Source organism: Bacillus sp. FSL R7-0166, assembly GCF_038008935.1.
Lineage (GTDB): Bacteria > Bacillota > Bacilli > Bacillales > Bacillaceae > Bacillus > Bacillus altitudinis.
The window spans coordinates 97672-114164 of the sequence record NZ_JBBPAC010000001.1 but is presented as its reverse complement, the minus strand read 5'-3'; the positions used below and the strand labels follow the sequence as shown (position 1 = coordinate 114164).

The following is a 16493-nucleotide window of genomic DNA, read 5'->3' as shown; positions in this document are numbered from 1 at the left end:
TTTTATCATCAAAACCCATTCTCATCAAAATGGATTTTACTTTTTCTGAAGAAGTACGGTTGCTTGAGAGGCAATTCCTTCGCCTCTTCCTGTAAATCCAAGTTTCTCTGTCGTTGTTGCTTTGACATTCACCTGTGTGACATCTGCCTCAAGGGCTTCTGCGATTTTCTCACACATTGGCTGAATGTATGGTGCCATCTTTGGTTTTTGCGCCATGATCGTGCAATCGATATTCACCAGTGTATAGCCTTTTTCTTTTACAAGTGCCCACACGTGCTGAAGTAATTTAAAAGAGTCTGCATCTTTAAACTCAGGATCCGTGTCTGGGAAATGTCTGCCGATATCTCCTTCTGCAATCGCACCTAGGCAGGCATCCGCCACAGTATGAAGCAGTACATCCGCATCTGAATGCCCAAGTAGACCCTTTTCATAAGGGATCGTCACACCGCCAATAATAAGAGGTCTTCCCTCTGTTAATTGATGTACATCAAAACCTTGTCCTATTCTAAACATGTTCTAGTACCCTCTTTCCGCATCCATAATTGCCTTGGCAACCAATAAATCATCCGGTGTTGTCAGTTTAATATTGGTATAGTCTCCTTGGACAATATACACACTCTCACCGTGTAATTGTTCCACAAGACTGGCGTCATCTGTTCCAAGAAAGCCTGTCCGCTCCGCATGTTCATGCGCTTCTTTTAAAATAGAATGACGAAAAGCTTGTGGGGTCTGGACTGCCCACAAGCTCTGACGTTCAATGGTTTGTTCCACTTTGCCTTCTTGAACGCGTTTGATTGTGTCTTTCACTGGTACCGCTACGACTGCGGAGCCTTTTTCAATCGCTGCTTTAACGAGCAAGTCAATCTGTGTATGCTTAATAAAAGGCCTTGCGCCATCATGAACAAGCACGATGTCCGCATCTTGCACAGCCTTCAATCCTTCGTATACACTTTGCTGCCGTTCTTCACCGCCAGTGACAAGTGAAACAGGCGTTTGAAAAGCGTGTACCTTCAGTAGCCTTTCAAAGTCACGACGCTCTTCTTCATTGATCGCTAAGATCATGCGTCTGCATTGTGAATGAGCGTCAAACACCTTCAGTGTGTGGATGATGACCGGCATTCTTTTCAATTCAATAAAAAGTTTATTGCGGCCGGCCTTCATTCGCTTCCCCTGCCCCGCAGCCGGAATAACTACTTCATAATACATGTTCGTTCTCCCTTTAGAGCGCCTTCTCCAGAAGTTTTGGCTTCGCAAAAATCATTCTTCCAGCAGCAGTTTGCAGCACACTCGTGACGAGCACATCAATGTCTTTTCCAATATAATTGCGTCCTTCTTCGACCACAATCATCGTACCGTCATCTAAGTAAGCAACACCTTGGTTATGCTCTTTCCCATCTTTGATGACCTGTACCTTCATTTCTTCCCCAGGCAGTACAACCGGTTTGACTGCATTGGCTAGATCATTGATGTTTAACACTGCTACTTTTTGAAGTTCGCATACTTTATTTAAATTAAAATCATTTGTCACAACAACACCTGAAGTTAACTTAGCGAGTTTCACAAGCTTACTGTCAACCTCTTGAATATCTTCAAAGTCACCTTCGTAAATTTCAACTTTAATATCCAGTTCTTTTTGGATACGATTTAAAATATCAAGACCTCTTCGGCCTCTATTTCTCTTTAATACATCAGAAGAGTCTGCAATATGCTGTAATTCCTCGAGTACAAATTGAGGAATGACCATCACACCTTCTAGGAATCCAGTTTGACAAATATCTGCGATTCTTCCATCAATGATAACACTTGTGTCTAAAATTTTCAGCTTTTTATCTTCTATTTCAGGTTCATCATCAGCTGCTCCTTTTTTCTTTGTGACCTTTGCAGATCGGGAGAACAGCCCCATCATTTCATCCTTCTTCTTAAACCCTACCTGAAATCCAAGGTATCCTAAAAAGAAAGCCAGGAAAATCGGAATAATGGTACCAAAAATATGATATGGGATATTGTTTAGCGGGATCACGTTTACAATAAGATATGCTAGAATAAGTCCAAATACTAAACCGAAACTTCCAGATATAAGATCAGGAAGAGGCGCCTTCAATAGAGAATCCTCGATCCATTTCACCCAATTAACCACATAGCCTGTGCACCATTTACCAATGATAAAGAACACAGCGGCTCCTATTAGTGCTGAAGAGTAAGCATTTGTTATGAAAGGTATGTCCTTCACATTTAACAGCAGAAATAACTCTGGAATGATAAAAATCCCTACAACTGCACCGAAAATGATAAAAAACGCCTGAACGATTCTTTTTAACATACCTTCACCTCCTTTATTTTTCATCTGTCAATCCACCTTCATCTGACATTGATATATGCTTAAGTTTCCTATCATCATGAACAGAAAACAAAACCATCATTAATATACCCATATTCATCCATTTTTAACCGTATTTAAGAAAAATTTCTCTTTTTATAGCTGACGGTCGATATAATGTTTTTCTTGCAGTCTTTTTAATCCTTTTTTTATCTTTTTCGCTCTTACTTCTCCAATTCCTTCTACTTCATCCAAATCTTGTACATCTGCTTCCATAATTCGATCTAGCACACCAAATGCTTCGACCACGTTTTCAACGATTGGCATAGGCAGTCTAGGGATTTTATGAAGTAATCTGTATCCTCTAGTGTACACATATTCGTCAATATTTGTAGATGCTGGATAGCCGAGTAACTTGTACAAAATAGAGTCATCTAAAAGTTCAAAGCTCGACATATCTTGGAGCTGTTTCAGCAGCACATATGGATCTTTGATCTTTTCTTTCACGTAATCTTTAATAAATAAAGCCGCTTCCTGCTCCATATCTGTAATCAGCTCATTGACTTGCAGACGGATCAAGTGTCCTTCTGTCCCAAGCTCTTTGATATACATATTGATTTCATTTTTGATTCTAAGTACCATTTCATAACGATGCAGCACGGATAATACATCACCAAAGGTCACAAGCTCTTCAAATTCTAAGGCGCTTAACGCAGAAATGGCGTGATCTAAAATGGTTTTATATTTCTCAAGTGTTTGTATCGCTTGGTTAGCCTTCGTCAAAATAAAACCAATATCTTTCAGCGTATATCGTCGATTCCCTTGGTATAAGGTAATGACGTTCCGACGTTCAGAAATGGCAATGATTAAGCAACCTGTCTGCTTTGCTACACGTTCAGCTGTTCGGTGTCTCATGCCTGTTTCTGATGAATGAATGGTTGCATCCGGCATGAGCTGTGTATTCGCATACAAGATTTTTTGACCAGAGTCACTTAAAATAATCGCCCCATCCATCTTCGCCAATTCATATAAATGTGCTGGGGAGAAAGCAGAATTAATATGAAATCCTCCATCTACCACACTTTTCACTTTATCGTTATAACCAACAACAATGAGCCCTCCAGTATTGGCTCTTAGGACGTTTTCAATCCCTGCCCGCAGGGGTGTCCCCGGTGCCACAAACTGGACAATATCTAAGAGATCGACTTCTCTCGCTCCTTTTTTCTCTTTTTCCATTTCTATGATCCCCCTAGTGAAATACGAAGTGCCTCTGCTACATTTTCTACACCGACTAACTCAATCCCTCTCGGTTTTTTCCATCCATCTATATTCGCCTGAGGAATAAACATTCGCTTAAATCCTAGTTTAGCAGCTTCCTGCACACGCTGTTCAATTCTTGATACTCTTCTGACTTCTCCCGTCAGACCCACTTCTCCTATAAAGCAATCTGCTTGATGCGGCGCTGCATCTTTAAAACTTGATGCAATACTAACGGCAATAGCCAAGTCTATCGCTGGTTCATCAAGTTTCACACCACCTGCGACCTTTAAGTAGGCATCTTGGTTTTGCAGTAGCAGCCCTACCCGTTTTTCTAAAACGGCCATAAGCAATGACACTCGGTTATGATCAAGGCCAGTAGCCATTCTCCGTGGATTCCCAAAGCTCGTCGGTGAAATAAGTGCTTGTATCTCCACTAGAACAGGTCTTGTTCCTTCCATTGAGGCAACAACACACGATCCAGATACACCTGCTGACCGCTCTTCTAAGAAGATTTCTGATGGGTTTAATACCTCTGTGAGCCCTTCCTCTCTCATTTCAAAAATTCCTAATTCATTCGTTGAACCAAAACGGTTTTTCACTGCCCGTAAAATACGAAACGTATGATGGCGCTCCCCTTCAAAATAAAGAACTGTATCTACCATATGCTCTAAAAGGCGCGGCCCAGCAATCGATCCTTCCTTCGTCACATGACCAACAATAAAAATAGGAATACCATTCGTCTTGGCAATTTTCATCAGCTGGGCAGTGCATTCCCTCACCTGAGAAACAGATCCAGGAGCTGACGTGATATCGCTTTGATAAACGGTTTGAATTGAATCGACCACAACAAAAGCGGGTTTCATCTCTTGTATAGCAGACGTTATATACTCCATATCGGTTTCAGCCAAAACATGTAAAGAGGCACTTTCAATACCGAGACGGTCTGCCCTAAGCTTCGTTTGTTTGATTGATTCCTCACCAGATATGTACAACACATTCTGATTTTGATCTGATAGCTGTGCTGAAACTTGTAATAATAGTGTGGACTTCCCAATCCCTGGATCACCGCCAATAAGAACGAGTGAACCTTTGACAATTCCACTTCCTAATACTCGGTTAAATTCTTCTAAATTCGTTTTAATTCGGGGTTCTTCGGATGTTTCAATTGCAGATATAGGTGAAGGTTTTTGAATGGTTTGAACAGAATGATTAAACGCACTTCGACGATTTGCCGGCTCTTTACGAACGACCTCTTCTGTCATACTGTTCCAAGTGCCGCAGCCGGGACATTTCCCCATCCATTTGGCTGACTCATAACCGCACGATTGGCATATAAATTTTGATTTTGACTTAGCCATAGATTGAAGAATACAACTCCTTATACTGGTCAGAAAATAAGTAAAGGGAGGCATCCAACTTACTGGTATGCCTCACACTTTTTTCTTACTATATTAGTTCGTAGCAGCCGTTGCTTTTACGACAATTTCTCCATCTTCTACATCTAATACGATATGTTGGCCCTTTTCAATATTGCCTTTCAGCAATTCCTCAGAAAGTCGATCCTCGACGTGCTTTTGAATCGCTCTTCTTAACGGACGAGCACCATACTCAAGATCTACGCCTTCGTCGGCAATCTTGGCTTTTGCTGCTTCCGTCAATTCAATTGAAAGGTCCTGCTCTTTTAGTCGTTTTGTCAATTGATCAGACATGAGAGACACAATCTCTTTTAGATGTTTCTTTTCGAGTGAGTGGAAGACAATGATTTCATCAATACGGTTGATGAACTCCGGTCTAAACGCACGTTTCAACTCACCCATTACTTTGCCTTTCATATCTTTGTAATTTTGACTTTCATCCTGCACGTTAAAGCCAACATATTTATTGCGCTTCAGCTCACTAGCTCCAACGTTTGAAGTCATAATCAAAATCGTATTTCTAAAGTCAACAGTACGACCTTTAGAATCAGTGAGACGACCATCTTCTAACACTTGAAGTAAGATGTTAAACACATCAGGGTGCGCCTTTTCAATCTCATCTAGAAGCACGACAGAATACGGCTTTCTTCTCACTTTTTCAGTCAGCTGACCGCCCTCATCATAGCCCACATAGCCTGGAGGTGATCCAACAAGTCTTGAAGTCGAGTGTTTTTCCATGTACTCAGACATATCAATACGAATCATCGCTTCTTCATCACCGAAGATAGACTCAGCGAGTGCTCTTGCAAGCTCAGTCTTACCAACACCTGTTGGCCCTAAGAAAATAAAGGAGCCTATCGGACGTTTCGGATCTTTTAGTCCAGCACGGGCACGTCTTACAGCTTTTGCAACAGCAACAACTGCTTCATCCTGTCCAATGACGCGAGAGTGGAGCAATTGTTCCATGTTTAGAAGCTTATCTGTTTCTGTTTGAGCAATTTTTGAAACAGGTACTCCCGTCCAGCTAGAAACAACCATTGCGATATCATCCACAGAAACCTCTGAATTCTCTTGTCCCTGCTTTTCTTTCCAAGATTTCTTCGTCACTTCTACCTTTTCACGCAAACGTTGCTCCGTATCACGAAGAGAAGCGGCTTTTTCGAATTCTTGACTTTGAACAGCTGCATCCTTTTCCTTGCGTACTTCATCCAGCTTTTGCTCAAGTTCCTTTAGATTAGGCGGTGTTGTGAAAGAACGTAAACGAACTTTTGAACCCGCCTCATCAATTAAGTCAATCGCCTTATCTGGAAGGAAACGATCAGAGATATAACGATCAGAAAGCTTTACCGCCGCCTCAATGGCTTCATCTGTAATAGACACACGGTGATGTGCTTCATAACGGTCTCTAAGCCCTCTTAAAATTTGAATACTTTCATCAACAGATGGCTGGTCCACTTGAATTGGCTGGAATCGACGTTCAAGTGCAGCATCTTTTTCAATATATTTACGGTACTCATCTAACGTTGTTGCCCCGATACATTGAAGCTCACCACGTGCTAAAGATGGTTTTAGAATATTAGAGGCATCAATCGCACCCTCTGCTCCTCCTGCACCAATCAGTGTATGAAGCTCATCAATGAAGAGAATGATATTTCCAGCCTGACGGATTTCGTCCATGACTTTTTTCAAACGATCCTCGAATTCACCACGATATTTCGTTCCCGCTACAACGGTTCCCATATCAAGTGTCATGACTCGTTTATCACGCAAAATTTCAGGCACTTCGTTGTGAATAATTTGCTGTGCGAGGCCTTCTGCGATCGCTGTTTTACCAACACCAGGCTCTCCAATCAAGACAGGGTTATTCTTTGTTCTTCTACTTAGGACCTCAATGACACGCTGAATTTCTTTGCTACGGCCAATCACAGGGTCCAAGCTGTCCTCTTTCGCAATAGCCGTTAAGTCTCTTGCCAAGCTATCTAAAGTTGGTGTATTGGCATTGCTATTAGATCCTGCCGCAGATGCACCCGTTTCATTGCTGCCTAGAAGCTGCAATACTTGCTGGCGTGCTTTATTTAAGCTTACTCCGAGGTTATTTAAGACACGGGCAGCTACACCCTCTCCCTCACGAATAAGACCTAAAAGAATATGTTCTGTCCCTACATAGGAATGACCAAGCTTTCTCGCTTCATCCATAGAAAGCTCCGTAACCTTCTTCGCTCTAGGTGTGTAATGAGGAATAGCTTGAGACACCTCTTGCCCTCTTCCAATCAAGCTCTCGACTTCTTTTTGGATTTTATCTGAAACAAGGCCCAGTGCTTCTAATGCTTTTGCGGCAATGCCCTCACCTTCACGTACAAGACCAAGTAAAATATGCTCTGTTCCGATGTTCTTATGGCCTAGGCGAATGGCTTCTTCTTGTGCAAGTGCTAATACCTTTTGAGCTCTTTCAGTGAATCTTCCAAACATCATATCGTTTCATCCTCCTGTCCATTCCTATGCATTTCTAAGCGCAGCCTTTCTCTAATAATTGCTGCTCGTTTTATATCTCTTTCATTTGGTTCCAAGGCTCCTCCTGAATATTGCTGAAGGAAGCCAGGCTGTGTCAAAATCATGAGTTCATTCAGTATATTACTTGAAAGCCCCTTAATGATACCTAAATCAATTCCAAGTCGCACATCTGACAAACACTTAGCCGTTTCCTTAGATTCAATCATGCGACAATTAGCCAAAATCCCCAAGGAACGGTACACTCTGTCTTCAAGTTCAATTTTAGACGTCTGATATAATGCCTTACGTGCAGATCGCTCTTGTTCAATGAGCTGTGCCGTCACACTATTCAAGTCATCTACAATATCTTCTTCTGATTGACCCAGTGTCATTTGATTTGAAATTTGAAAGATGTTTCCTATTGCTTCGCTACCCTCACCATAAATTCCTCTGACCACAAGACCTAATTGATTAATTGCAGGAATAATGCGATTCATTTGTCTTGTCAGGGCTAATGCTGGTAAGTGCATCATGACTGAAGCCCTAATACCTGTACCTACATTGGTCGGACAGCTCGTTAAGTATCCTCGCTTTTCAGAAAACGCATAATCCACTTGCTCTTCAATCCAGTCATCTATTTGGTTAGCTGCTTTTAGTGCATTAGCCAGCTGAAATCCTGGGAACAAGCATTGAATACGAATATGGTCTTCCTCATTCAGCATGACACTGATTTCTTCATTTTCTGAAAGCAAACAGCCGCCAAATCTTGATTCTGCTAAATTGGGGCTAATCAAATGCTTTTCAACAAGTACCCTTTTAGCCAAAGGCTGCGTGTCATTCATTCGAATCAGAACAAAGTTTCCAATGTCCTTCACTTCCTGGCTCGCAAACTTTTGCTCGAATTGCTGAAGAACAGCTTCAGCCTCCTCTTGAGAAAACTGAGTTGGGAAACGAACATGCTCTAGATTGCGTGCCAGCCGAATACGACTGCTTAGAACAATGTCACTTTCTGGTCCTTTCTGTTTCATCCATTGACTTAATGCGTCTTGAATAAAATGCTGGAGCGACATGTCGTTAATCTCCCTCCCTCTGCTGAGATTGCTCATGCTCTAACGCACGAATTTGATCTCGAACTTCCGCTGCTTTTTCAAACTCTTCCTGTTCAATCAGCTGCTTCAGTTCTTGCTGCATTAACTCAAGTTTCCGGCGAACATGCAGACTGCCGGCAATCCGTTTAGGGACTTTTCCATTATGGACTGTATTTCCACTATGGACTTTCCTTAAAACAGGATTTAAATACTGATCAAAGGTTCGATAACATTCTGCACAGCCAAAACGGCCTGTTTTCCTGAATTGCTGAAAAGTTAAGCCACACTTAGGACATTGATCCACTTCTCTTGCCTCTTGAAAAATAGATGATCCTTTATTCGCACTTGTGGTAAAGCTAGGATCAATATTCAATAAGCCTGATAATAAGTTGTGAATCGAGAAACCTTGGTTTCCACTCATAGCATATGAATCACTGTTTTCTTTTGCACATTGTTCACATATGTGCATTTCTTGTTTTTCTCCATTTATTACTTTCGTAAAGTGAAAAGTGGCTGGTCTCTCATTGCATTCTTGACAAATCAATCTTTTCACCCGCTTTACTTTAATTTCAAAGCATTTAACATCGCTTTCATCATCCGAGCCCGCAGTTCATCTCGTTCAGGTAAATCAATGTGTAAAACAGAACGGTCCATGACACTAATCATCATCTTTGCTTCTCTTTCGGATAAAATGTTGTTCTCAACAAGACGCATGATGATATGATCAGATGCAGCCTGTGATAAACGATGATATATTTGGGAAATAATGTTGTTCAATAAATCGACTTCATCATTTATTTTGACTTTAATGATACGGATATAGCCACCGCCGCCACGCTTACTTTCGACGATATAACCTCTTTCGCTCGTAAAGCGTGTATTGATAACATAGTTAATTTGTGAAGGTACGCATTGAAACTTATCTGCAATTTCATTGCGTTTAATTTCTAATATTTCTCGACCATTCTGATCCAAGACTTCCTTCAAATACTGCTCGATGATATCAGAAATATTTTGTGCCACTCCGCCTCCTCCTCCATTGACTTTGACTATATTTGACTTTAATCTTACTATAAATTTTTTCGATCGATTTTTCAAGATAATCGCTCAACTAACAATATTATTTCCACATTTATCTGGTGCCAAACGTCCCAAAAACACAAAAAAAGACCAGTTCCGACTGGAACTGATCCTTTGAAAAGCTTGGCGGCGTCCTACTCTCACAGGGGGAAACCCCCAACTACCATCGGCGCTGAAGAGCTTAACTTCCGTGTTCGGTATGGGAACGGGTGTGACCTCTTCGCTATCGCCACCAAACCTGATGGAGAGAATGTTCTCTCAAAACTAGATAACAACGTTCATTTTTCACATTAGAATATAGGTTAAGTCCTCGATCTATTAGTATCTGTCAGCTCCACGTGTCACCACGCTTCCACCTCAGACCTATCAACCTGATCATCTTTCAGGGATCTTACTTCCTTGCGGAATGGGAAATCTCATCTTGAGGGGGGCTTCATGCTTAGATGCTTTCAGCACTTATCCCGTCCGCACATAGCTACCCAGCGATGCCCTTGGCAGAACAACTGGTACACCAGCGGTGCGTCCATCCCGGTCCTCTCGTACTAAGGACAGCTCCTCTCAAATTTCCTGCGCCCGCGACGGATAGGGACCGAACTGTCTCACGACGTTCTGAACCCAGCTCGCGTACCGCTTTAATGGGCGAACAGCCCAACCCTTGGGACCGACTACAGCCCCAGGATGCGATGAGCCGACATCGAGGTGCCAAACCTCCCCGTCGATGTGGACTCTTGGGGGAGATAAGCCTGTTATCCCCGGGGTAGCTTTTATCCGTTGAGCGATGGCCCTTCCATGCGGAACCACCGGATCACTAAGCCCGACTTTCGTCCCTGCTCGACTTGTAGGTCTCGCAGTCAAGCTCCCTTGTGCCTTTACACTCTGCGAATGATTTCCAACCATTCTGAGGGAACCTTTGGGCGCCTCCGTTACATTTTAGGAGGCGACCGCCCCAGTCAAACTGCCCACCTGACACTGTCTCCCTGCCCGATAAGGGCAGCGGGTTAGAAGGTCAATACAGCCAGGGTAGTATCCCACCGATGCCTCCACCGAAGCTAGCGCTCCGGTTTCCAAGGCTCCTACCTATCCTGTACAAGCTGTACCAACATTCAATATCAGGCTGCAGTAAAGCTCCACGGGGTCTTTCCGTCCTGTCGCGGGTAACCTGCATCTTCACAGGTACTATAATTTCACCGAGTCTCTCGTTGAGACAGTGCCCAGATCGTTGCGCCTTTCGTGCGGGTCGGAACTTACCCGACAAGGAATTTCGCTACCTTAGGACCGTTATAGTTACGGCCGCCGTTTACTGGGGCTTCAATTCGCACCTTCGCTTACGCTAAGCGCTCCTCTTAACCTTCCAGCACCGGGCAGGCGTCAGCCCCTATACTTCGCCTTACGGCTTCGCAGAGACCTGTGTTTTTGCTAAACAGTCGCCTGGGCCTATTCACTGCGGCTTCTCGGGGCTTTAACACCCTAAGAAGCACCCCTTCTCCCGAAGTTACGGGGTCATTTTGCCGAGTTCCTTAACGAGAGTTCTCTCGATCACCTTAGGATTCTCTCCTCGCCTACCTGTGTCGGTTTGCGGTACGGGCACCTCTCACCTCGCTAGAGGCTTTTCTTGGCAGTGTGGAATCAGGAACTTCGCTACTAAATTTCGCTCGCCATCACAGCTCAGCCTTCACGGGAAACGGATTTGCCTATTTCCCAGCCTAACTGCTTGGACGCGGATATCCAATACCGCGCTTACCCTATCCTCCTGCGTCCCCCCATTGCTCAAATGGTGAGGAGGTGGTACAGGAATATCAACCTGTTGTCCATCGCCTACGCCTTTCGGCCTCGGCTTAGGTCCCGACTAACCCTGAGCGGACGAGCCTTCCTCAGGAAACCTTAGGCATTCGGTGGACGGGATTCTCACCCGTCTTTCGCTACTCATACCGGCATTCTCACTTCTAAGCGCTCCACCAGTCCTTCCGGTCTGACTTCACTGCACTTAGAACGCTCTCCTACCACTGTTCGTAAGAACAGTCCGCAGCTTCGGTGATACGTTTAGCCCCGGTACATTTTCGGCGCAGAGTCACTCGACCAGTGAGCTATTACGCACTCTTTAAATGGTGGCTGCTTCTAAGCCAACATCCTGGTTGTCTAAGCAACTCCACATCCTTTTCCACTTAACGTATACTTTGGGACCTTAGCTGGCGGTCTGGGCTGTTTCCCTTTCGACTACGGATCTTATCACTCGCAGTCTGACTCCCAAGGATAAGTCATCGGCATTCGGAGTTTGACTGAATTCGGTAACCCGGTAGGGGCCCCTAGTCCAATCAGTGCTCTACCTCCGAGACTCTTACCTTGAGGCTAGCCCTAAAGCTATTTCGGAGAGAACCAGCTATCTCCAGGTTCGATTGGCATTTCACCCCTACCCACACCTCATCCCCGCACTTTTCAACGTGCGTGGGTTCGGGCCTCCATTCAGTGTTACCTGAACTTCACCCTGGACATGGGTAGATCACCTGGTTTCGGGTCTACGACCACGTACTCATGCGCCCTATTCAGACTCGCTTTCGCTGCGGCTCCGCATCTTCTGCTTAACCTTGCACGGGATCGTAACTCGCCGGTTCATTCTACAAAAGGCACGCCATCACCCGTTAACGGGCTCTGACTACTTGTAGGCACACGGTTTCAGGATCTATTTCACTCCCCTTCCGGGGTGCTTTTCACCTTTCCCTCACGGTACTGGTTCACTATCGGTCACTAGGGAGTATTTAGCCTTGGGAGATGGTCCTCCCGGATTCCGACGGAATTTCACGTGTTCCGCCGTACTCAGGATCCACTCTGGAGAGAACAACATTTCAGTTACAGGGCTGTTACCTTCTTTGGCGGGCCTTTCCAGACCTCTTCGCTTATATCGTTCCTTTGTAACTCCGTATAGAGTGTCCTACAACCCCAAGAGGCAAGCCTCTTGGTTTGGGCTGTTCCCGTTTCGCTCGCCGCTACTCAGGGAATCGCATTTGCTTTCTCTTCCTCCGGGTACTTAGATGTTTCAGTTCCCCGGGTATGCCTTCTCATACTCTATGTATTCAAGTATGGATACTACTCCATTACGAGCAGTGGGTTTCCCCATTCGGAAATCTCCGGATCAAAGCTTGCTTACAGCTCCCCGAAGCATATCGGTGTTCGTCCCGTCCTTCATCGGCTCCTAGTGCCAAGGCATCCACCGTGCGCCCTTTCTAACTTAACCATTTCTTACTTTAGAAAGAATCACTATGTGTGATGAACTTTGCATTGCATTCAATGTGAATGTATTACTTATTGTTATCTAGTTTTCAAAGAACAATCCTGTCTCGCTAGAGACATGTTTGAAGGAATGATCCTTCAAAACTAAACAAGACGAAAAACGTACGCTGCTCCATATATCCTTAGAAAGGAGGTGATCCAGCCGCACCTTCCGATACGGCTACCTTGTTACGACTTCACCCCAATCATCTGCCCCACCTTCGGCGGCTGGCTCCATAAAGGTTACCTCACCGACTTCGGGTGTTGCAAACTCTCGTGGTGTGACGGGCGGTGTGTACAAGGCCCGGGAACGTATTCACCGCGGCATGCTGATCCGCGATTACTAGCGATTCCAGCTTCACGCAGTCGAGTTGCAGACTGCGATCCGAACTGAGAACAGATTTGTGGGATTGGCTAAACCTTGCGGTCTCGCAGCCCTTTGTTCTGTCCATTGTAGCACGTGTGTAGCCCAGGTCATAAGGGGCATGATGATTTGACGTCATCCCCACCTTCCTCCGGTTTGTCACCGGCAGTCACCTTAGAGTGCCCAACTGAATGCTGGCAACTAAGATCAAGGGTTGCGCTCGTTGCGGGACTTAACCCAACATCTCACGACACGAGCTGACGACAACCATGCACCACCTGTCACTCTGTCCCCGAAGGGAAAGCCCTATCTCTAGGGTTGTCAGAGGATGTCAAGACCTGGTAAGGTTCTTCGCGTTGCTTCGAATTAAACCACATGCTCCACCGCTTGTGCGGGCCCCCGTCAATTCCTTTGAGTTTCAGTCTTGCGACCGTACTCCCCAGGCGGAGTGCTTAATGCGTTAGCTGCAGCACTAAGGGGCGGAAACCCCCTAACACTTAGCACTCATCGTTTACGGCGTGGACTACCAGGGTATCTAATCCTGTTCGCTCCCCACGCTTTCGCTCCTCAGCGTCAGTTACAGACCAGAGAGTCGCCTTCGCCACTGGTGTTCCTCCACATCTCTACGCATTTCACCGCTACACGTGGAATTCCACTCTCCTCTTCTGCACTCAAGTTTCCCAGTTTCCAATGACCCTCCCCGGTTGAGCCGGGGGCTTTCACATCAGACTTAAGAAACCGCCTGCGAGCCCTTTACGCCCAATAATTCCGGACAACGCTTGCCACCTACGTATTACCGCGGCTGCTGGCACGTAGTTAGCCGTGGCTTTCTGGTTAGGTACCGTCAAGGTGCAAGCAGTTACTCTTGCACTTGTTCTTCCCTAACAACAGAGCTTTACGATCCGAAAACCTTCATCACTCACGCGGCGTTGCTCCGTCAGACTTTCGTCCATTGCGGAAGATTCCCTACTGCTGCCTCCCGTAGGAGTCTGGGCCGTGTCTCAGTCCCAGTGTGGCCGATCACCCTCTCAGGTCGGCTACGCATCGTCGCCTTGGTGAGCCGTTACCTCACCAACTAGCTAATGCGCCGCGGGTCCATCTGTAAGTGACAGCCGAAACCGTCTTTCATCCTTGAACCATGCGGTTCAAGGAACTATCCGGTATTAGCTCCGGTTTCCCGGAGTTATCCCAGTCTTACAGGCAGGTTACCCACGTGTTACTCACCCGTCCGCCGCTAACATCCGGGAGCAAGCTCCCTTCTGTCCGCTCGACTTGCATGTATTAGGCACGCCGCCAGCGTTCGTCCTGAGCCAGGATCAAACTCTCCGAAAAAGTACAAAACCGAAGTTTTGTTTTTTCGTCAGCGTTTGACTGACTACCTATGATGTATCATAGGATTTTTTATAAAAACTCGAATTAACAGGTACGTTTTGTCTTGTTTAGTTTTCAAAGATCATATTGGTGGAGCCTAGCGGGATCGAACCGCTGACCTCCTGCGTGCAAGGCAGGCGCTCTCCCAGCTGAGCTAAGGCCCCATAAAAGATGGTCGGGAAGACAGGATTCGAACCTGCGACCCCTTGGTCCCAAACCAAGTGCTCTACCAAGCTGAGCTACTTCCCGATCTTAATGGCGCGCCCGAGAGGAGTCGAACCCCTAACCTTTTGATCCGTAGTCAAACGCTCTATCCAATTGAGCTACGGGCGCTTATTTTATAATGCCGAGGGCCGGACTTGAACCGGCACGGTAGTCACCTACCGCAGGATTTTAAGTCCTGTGTGTCTGCCAATTCCACCACCCCGGCGTGGATGGTATAAGCGGAAGACGGGATTCGAACCCGCGACCCCCACCTTGGCAAGGTGGTGTTCTACCACTGAACTACTTCCGCATTACAGGATTTCTTTATGTTGTTTGGCAATGCGGGTGAAGGGACTTGAACCCCCACGTCATAAAGACACTAGATCCTAAGTCTAGCGCGTCTGCCAATTCCGCCACACCCGCATGAAAATGGTGAGCCATGAAGGACTCGAACCTTCGACCCTCTGATTAAAAGTCAGATGCTCTACCAACTGAGCTAATGGCTCGCTTTTAAAGCGACTTGTCTATCTTACCATATGAAAGTGGTGCCGGCAAGAGGACTTGAACCCCCAACCTACTGATTACAAGTCAGTTGCTCTACCAGTTGAGCTACACCGGCTTTATCTATCCTAACATTATGTAAGAATAAATATGGTGGAGGATGACGGGCTCGAACCGCCGACCCTCTGCTTGTAAGGCAGATGCTCTCCCAGCTGAGCTAATCCTCCATATTATGTCGTTTCGAATGTCTCTCGATCTGACAAATAGTATTATATAACGATAAGATATTGTTTGTAAAGACTTTTTTAAAATAATTTTTGAATTTATTTTAAAGCTATTTTTTCACATCTTTTCGTTAAGGCACCTAAAGAAGTTTACCACTTGTCTCTTCATTTTAAAAGTCTTTTTTTCATTTTTTTATGTTTTTTTGTTAAAAAGGGGATTAATAGCGCTTTTTCAATGTAAAAACAGCTCTTTTAAAGCTGAAAAATGTTTGTTTTATTCCTTAAATCCTCAGGTAACGTGCATATAGAAACGAATTTTTTTATTATTTTATTTTTCCGAGAAACCATTTTGTAAATTTGCTTTATATTAAATTGATCCTGGTCATTTTCCAAAAATTCTTCTCAATGTTCCCTTGCCTCATCAAACATTGTGGTGCTTAACTCAAATCTTCCTCCCCTCTCTCATTAGCAAACCAAGATGCCCTTTGCTCTCTTATGTAGGTTTCAATGATCTAGCAGCAAGCGCAGTTCGCTACATATGGTTGCCAGAGGAGAAGATCCTTCTTAGACATGTTTACTCGTTCGATGTTGACTCTTAGCAAGATGAGCGAGCGACGAGATTGGATGATAAGAATTTTATAGAATGTCTAGAATTCCAGTGAAGGGGATGAAATGAATGAGTTATTGAGAATGTAGTGAAAGACCACTATTTTCAATATAAATAGATATATCATTTATTAAAACACAAAAAAGACCAGTTCCGACTGGAACTGATCCTTTGAAAAGCTTGGCGGCGTCCTACTCTCACAGGGGGAAACCCCCAACTACCATCGGCGCTGAAGAGCTTAACTTCCGTGTTCGGTATGGGAACGGGTGTGACCTCTTCGCTATCGCCACCAAACCTGATGGAGAGAA

At 44.9% G+C, this 16493-nt stretch carries 9 protein-coding genes, 9 tRNA genes and 4 rRNA genes; all 22 read right to left on the bottom strand.

The features are described from left to right. Nucleotides 1-36: 36 nt before the first annotated feature. On the bottom strand, nucleotides 37-513 hold the full coding sequence (gene ispF, locus NST01_RS00610) for a 2-C-methyl-D-erythritol 2,4-cyclodiphosphate synthase (RefSeq protein WP_007496273.1): 477 nt from the start codon (nucleotides 511-513) through the stop codon (nucleotides 37-39). Nucleotides 514-516: 3 nt separating this feature from the next. Then, nucleotides 517-1206 carry a 2-C-methyl-D-erythritol 4-phosphate cytidylyltransferase gene (gene ispD, locus NST01_RS00605; protein ID WP_008345432.1) on the bottom strand — a complete coding sequence of 230 codons (690 nt, stop codon included), beginning with the start codon at nucleotides 1204-1206 and terminating at the stop codon, nucleotides 517-519. A gap of 13 nt (nucleotides 1207-1219) precedes the next feature. Beyond that, on the bottom strand, nucleotides 1220-2320 hold the full coding sequence (locus tag NST01_RS00600) for a PIN/TRAM domain-containing protein (protein WP_003217214.1): 1101 nt from the start codon (nucleotides 2318-2320) through the stop codon (nucleotides 1220-1222). A gap of 153 nt (nucleotides 2321-2473) precedes the next feature. Continuing rightward, on the bottom strand, nucleotides 2474-3553 hold the full coding sequence (disA, locus tag NST01_RS00595) for a DNA integrity scanning diadenylate cyclase DisA (protein WP_007496267.1): 1080 nt from the start codon (nucleotides 3551-3553) through the stop codon (nucleotides 2474-2476). Nucleotides 3554-3555: 2 nt separating this feature from the next. Then, a complete protein-coding gene (gene radA / locus NST01_RS00590; protein ID WP_017359160.1) occupies nucleotides 3556-4935 on the bottom strand; it encodes a DNA repair protein RadA in 1380 nt (459 codons plus the stop codon). A 93-nt stretch (nucleotides 4936-5028) separates the two neighbouring features. Then, entirely contained in the window at nucleotides 5029-7464 is a 2436-nt protein-coding gene (gene clpC, locus NST01_RS00585) for an ATP-dependent protease ATP-binding subunit ClpC (RefSeq protein WP_007496263.1), read from the bottom strand. Further along, on the bottom strand, nucleotides 7461-8552 hold the full coding sequence (locus NST01_RS00580; RefSeq protein ID WP_008345444.1) for a protein arginine kinase: 1092 nt from the start codon (nucleotides 8550-8552) through the stop codon (nucleotides 7461-7463). Before NST01_RS00580 ends, clpC begins: the two co-directional genes overlap by 4 nt. 4 nt (nucleotides 8553-8556) lie before the next feature. After that, nucleotides 8557-9114, bottom strand: a complete 558-nt coding sequence (locus tag NST01_RS00575) for a UvrB/UvrC motif-containing protein (protein WP_007496258.1) — start codon at nucleotides 9112-9114, stop codon at nucleotides 8557-8559. 14 nt (nucleotides 9115-9128) lie between these two features. Further along, nucleotides 9129-9593 (bottom strand): CtsR family transcriptional regulator, encoded by a 465-nt coding sequence (locus NST01_RS00570; protein ID WP_035391577.1) that lies wholly within the window; start codon nucleotides 9591-9593, stop codon nucleotides 9129-9131. Nucleotides 9594-9771: 178 nt separating this feature from the next. Beyond that, nucleotides 9772-9887: ribosomal RNA gene (rrf, locus tag NST01_RS00565) — 5S ribosomal RNA — on the bottom strand. 61 nt (nucleotides 9888-9948) lie between these two features. Further along, nucleotides 9949-12879: ribosomal RNA gene (locus tag NST01_RS00560) — 23S ribosomal RNA — on the bottom strand. Nucleotides 12880-13061: 182 nt separating this feature from the next. Then, nucleotides 13062-14610, bottom strand: a 16S ribosomal RNA gene (locus NST01_RS00555). A 127-nt stretch (nucleotides 14611-14737) separates the two neighbouring features. Beyond that, nucleotides 14738-14813, bottom strand: a tRNA-Ala gene (locus tag NST01_RS00550). Nucleotides 14814-14821: 8 nt separating this feature from the next. Further along, nucleotides 14822-14898: transfer RNA gene (locus tag NST01_RS00545), tRNA-Pro, on the bottom strand. Nucleotides 14899-14905: 7 nt separating this feature from the next. After that, nucleotides 14906-14982: transfer RNA gene (locus tag NST01_RS00540), tRNA-Arg, on the bottom strand. Nucleotides 14983-14993: 11 nt separating this feature from the next. Next, nucleotides 14994-15079: transfer RNA gene (locus NST01_RS00535), tRNA-Leu, on the bottom strand. A 12-nt stretch (nucleotides 15080-15091) separates the two neighbouring features. Then, nucleotides 15092-15163 (bottom strand) — tRNA-Gly (locus NST01_RS00530). Nucleotides 15164-15193: 30 nt separating this feature from the next. After that, nucleotides 15194-15276 (bottom strand) — tRNA-Leu (locus NST01_RS00525). A 7-nt stretch (nucleotides 15277-15283) separates the two neighbouring features. Continuing rightward, nucleotides 15284-15359: transfer RNA gene (locus NST01_RS00520), tRNA-Lys, on the bottom strand. A gap of 37 nt (nucleotides 15360-15396) precedes the next feature. Further along, nucleotides 15397-15472, bottom strand: a tRNA-Thr gene (locus NST01_RS00515). 33 nt (nucleotides 15473-15505) lie between these two features. Further along, nucleotides 15506-15581: transfer RNA gene (locus tag NST01_RS00510), tRNA-Val, on the bottom strand. A 782-nt stretch (nucleotides 15582-16363) separates the two neighbouring features. Continuing rightward, nucleotides 16364-16479, bottom strand: a 5S ribosomal RNA gene (gene rrf, locus NST01_RS00505). The 16S, 23S and 5S rRNA genes sit together here with 9 tRNA genes alongside, the layout of an rRNA operon. Nucleotides 16480-16493 lie beyond the last annotated feature (14 nt).

Coding starts and splice junctions, on each gene's coding strand:
- radA (WP_017359160.1), bottom strand. CDS start 4,935: ATGGCTAAGTCAAAATCAAAATTTATATGCCAATCGTGCGGTTATGAG.
- disA (WP_007496267.1), bottom strand. CDS start 3,553: ATGGAAAAAGAGAAAAAAGGAGCGAGAGAAGTCGATCTCTTAGATATT.
- clpC (WP_007496263.1), bottom strand. CDS start 7,464: ATGATGTTTGGAAGATTCACTGAAAGAGCTCAAAAGGTATTAGCACTT.
- NST01_RS00580 (WP_008345444.1), bottom strand. CDS start 8,552: ATGTCGCTCCAGCATTTTATTCAAGACGCATTAAGTCAATGGATGAAA.
- NST01_RS00600 (WP_003217214.1), bottom strand. CDS start 2,320: ATGTTAAAAAGAATCGTTCAGGCGTTTTTTATCATTTTCGGTGCAGTT.
- ispD (WP_008345432.1), bottom strand. CDS start 1,206: ATGTATTATGAAGTAGTTATTCCGGCTGCGGGGCAGGGGAAGCGAATG.
- ispF (WP_007496273.1), bottom strand. CDS start 513: ATGTTTAGAATAGGACAAGGTTTTGATGTACATCAATTAACAGAGGGA.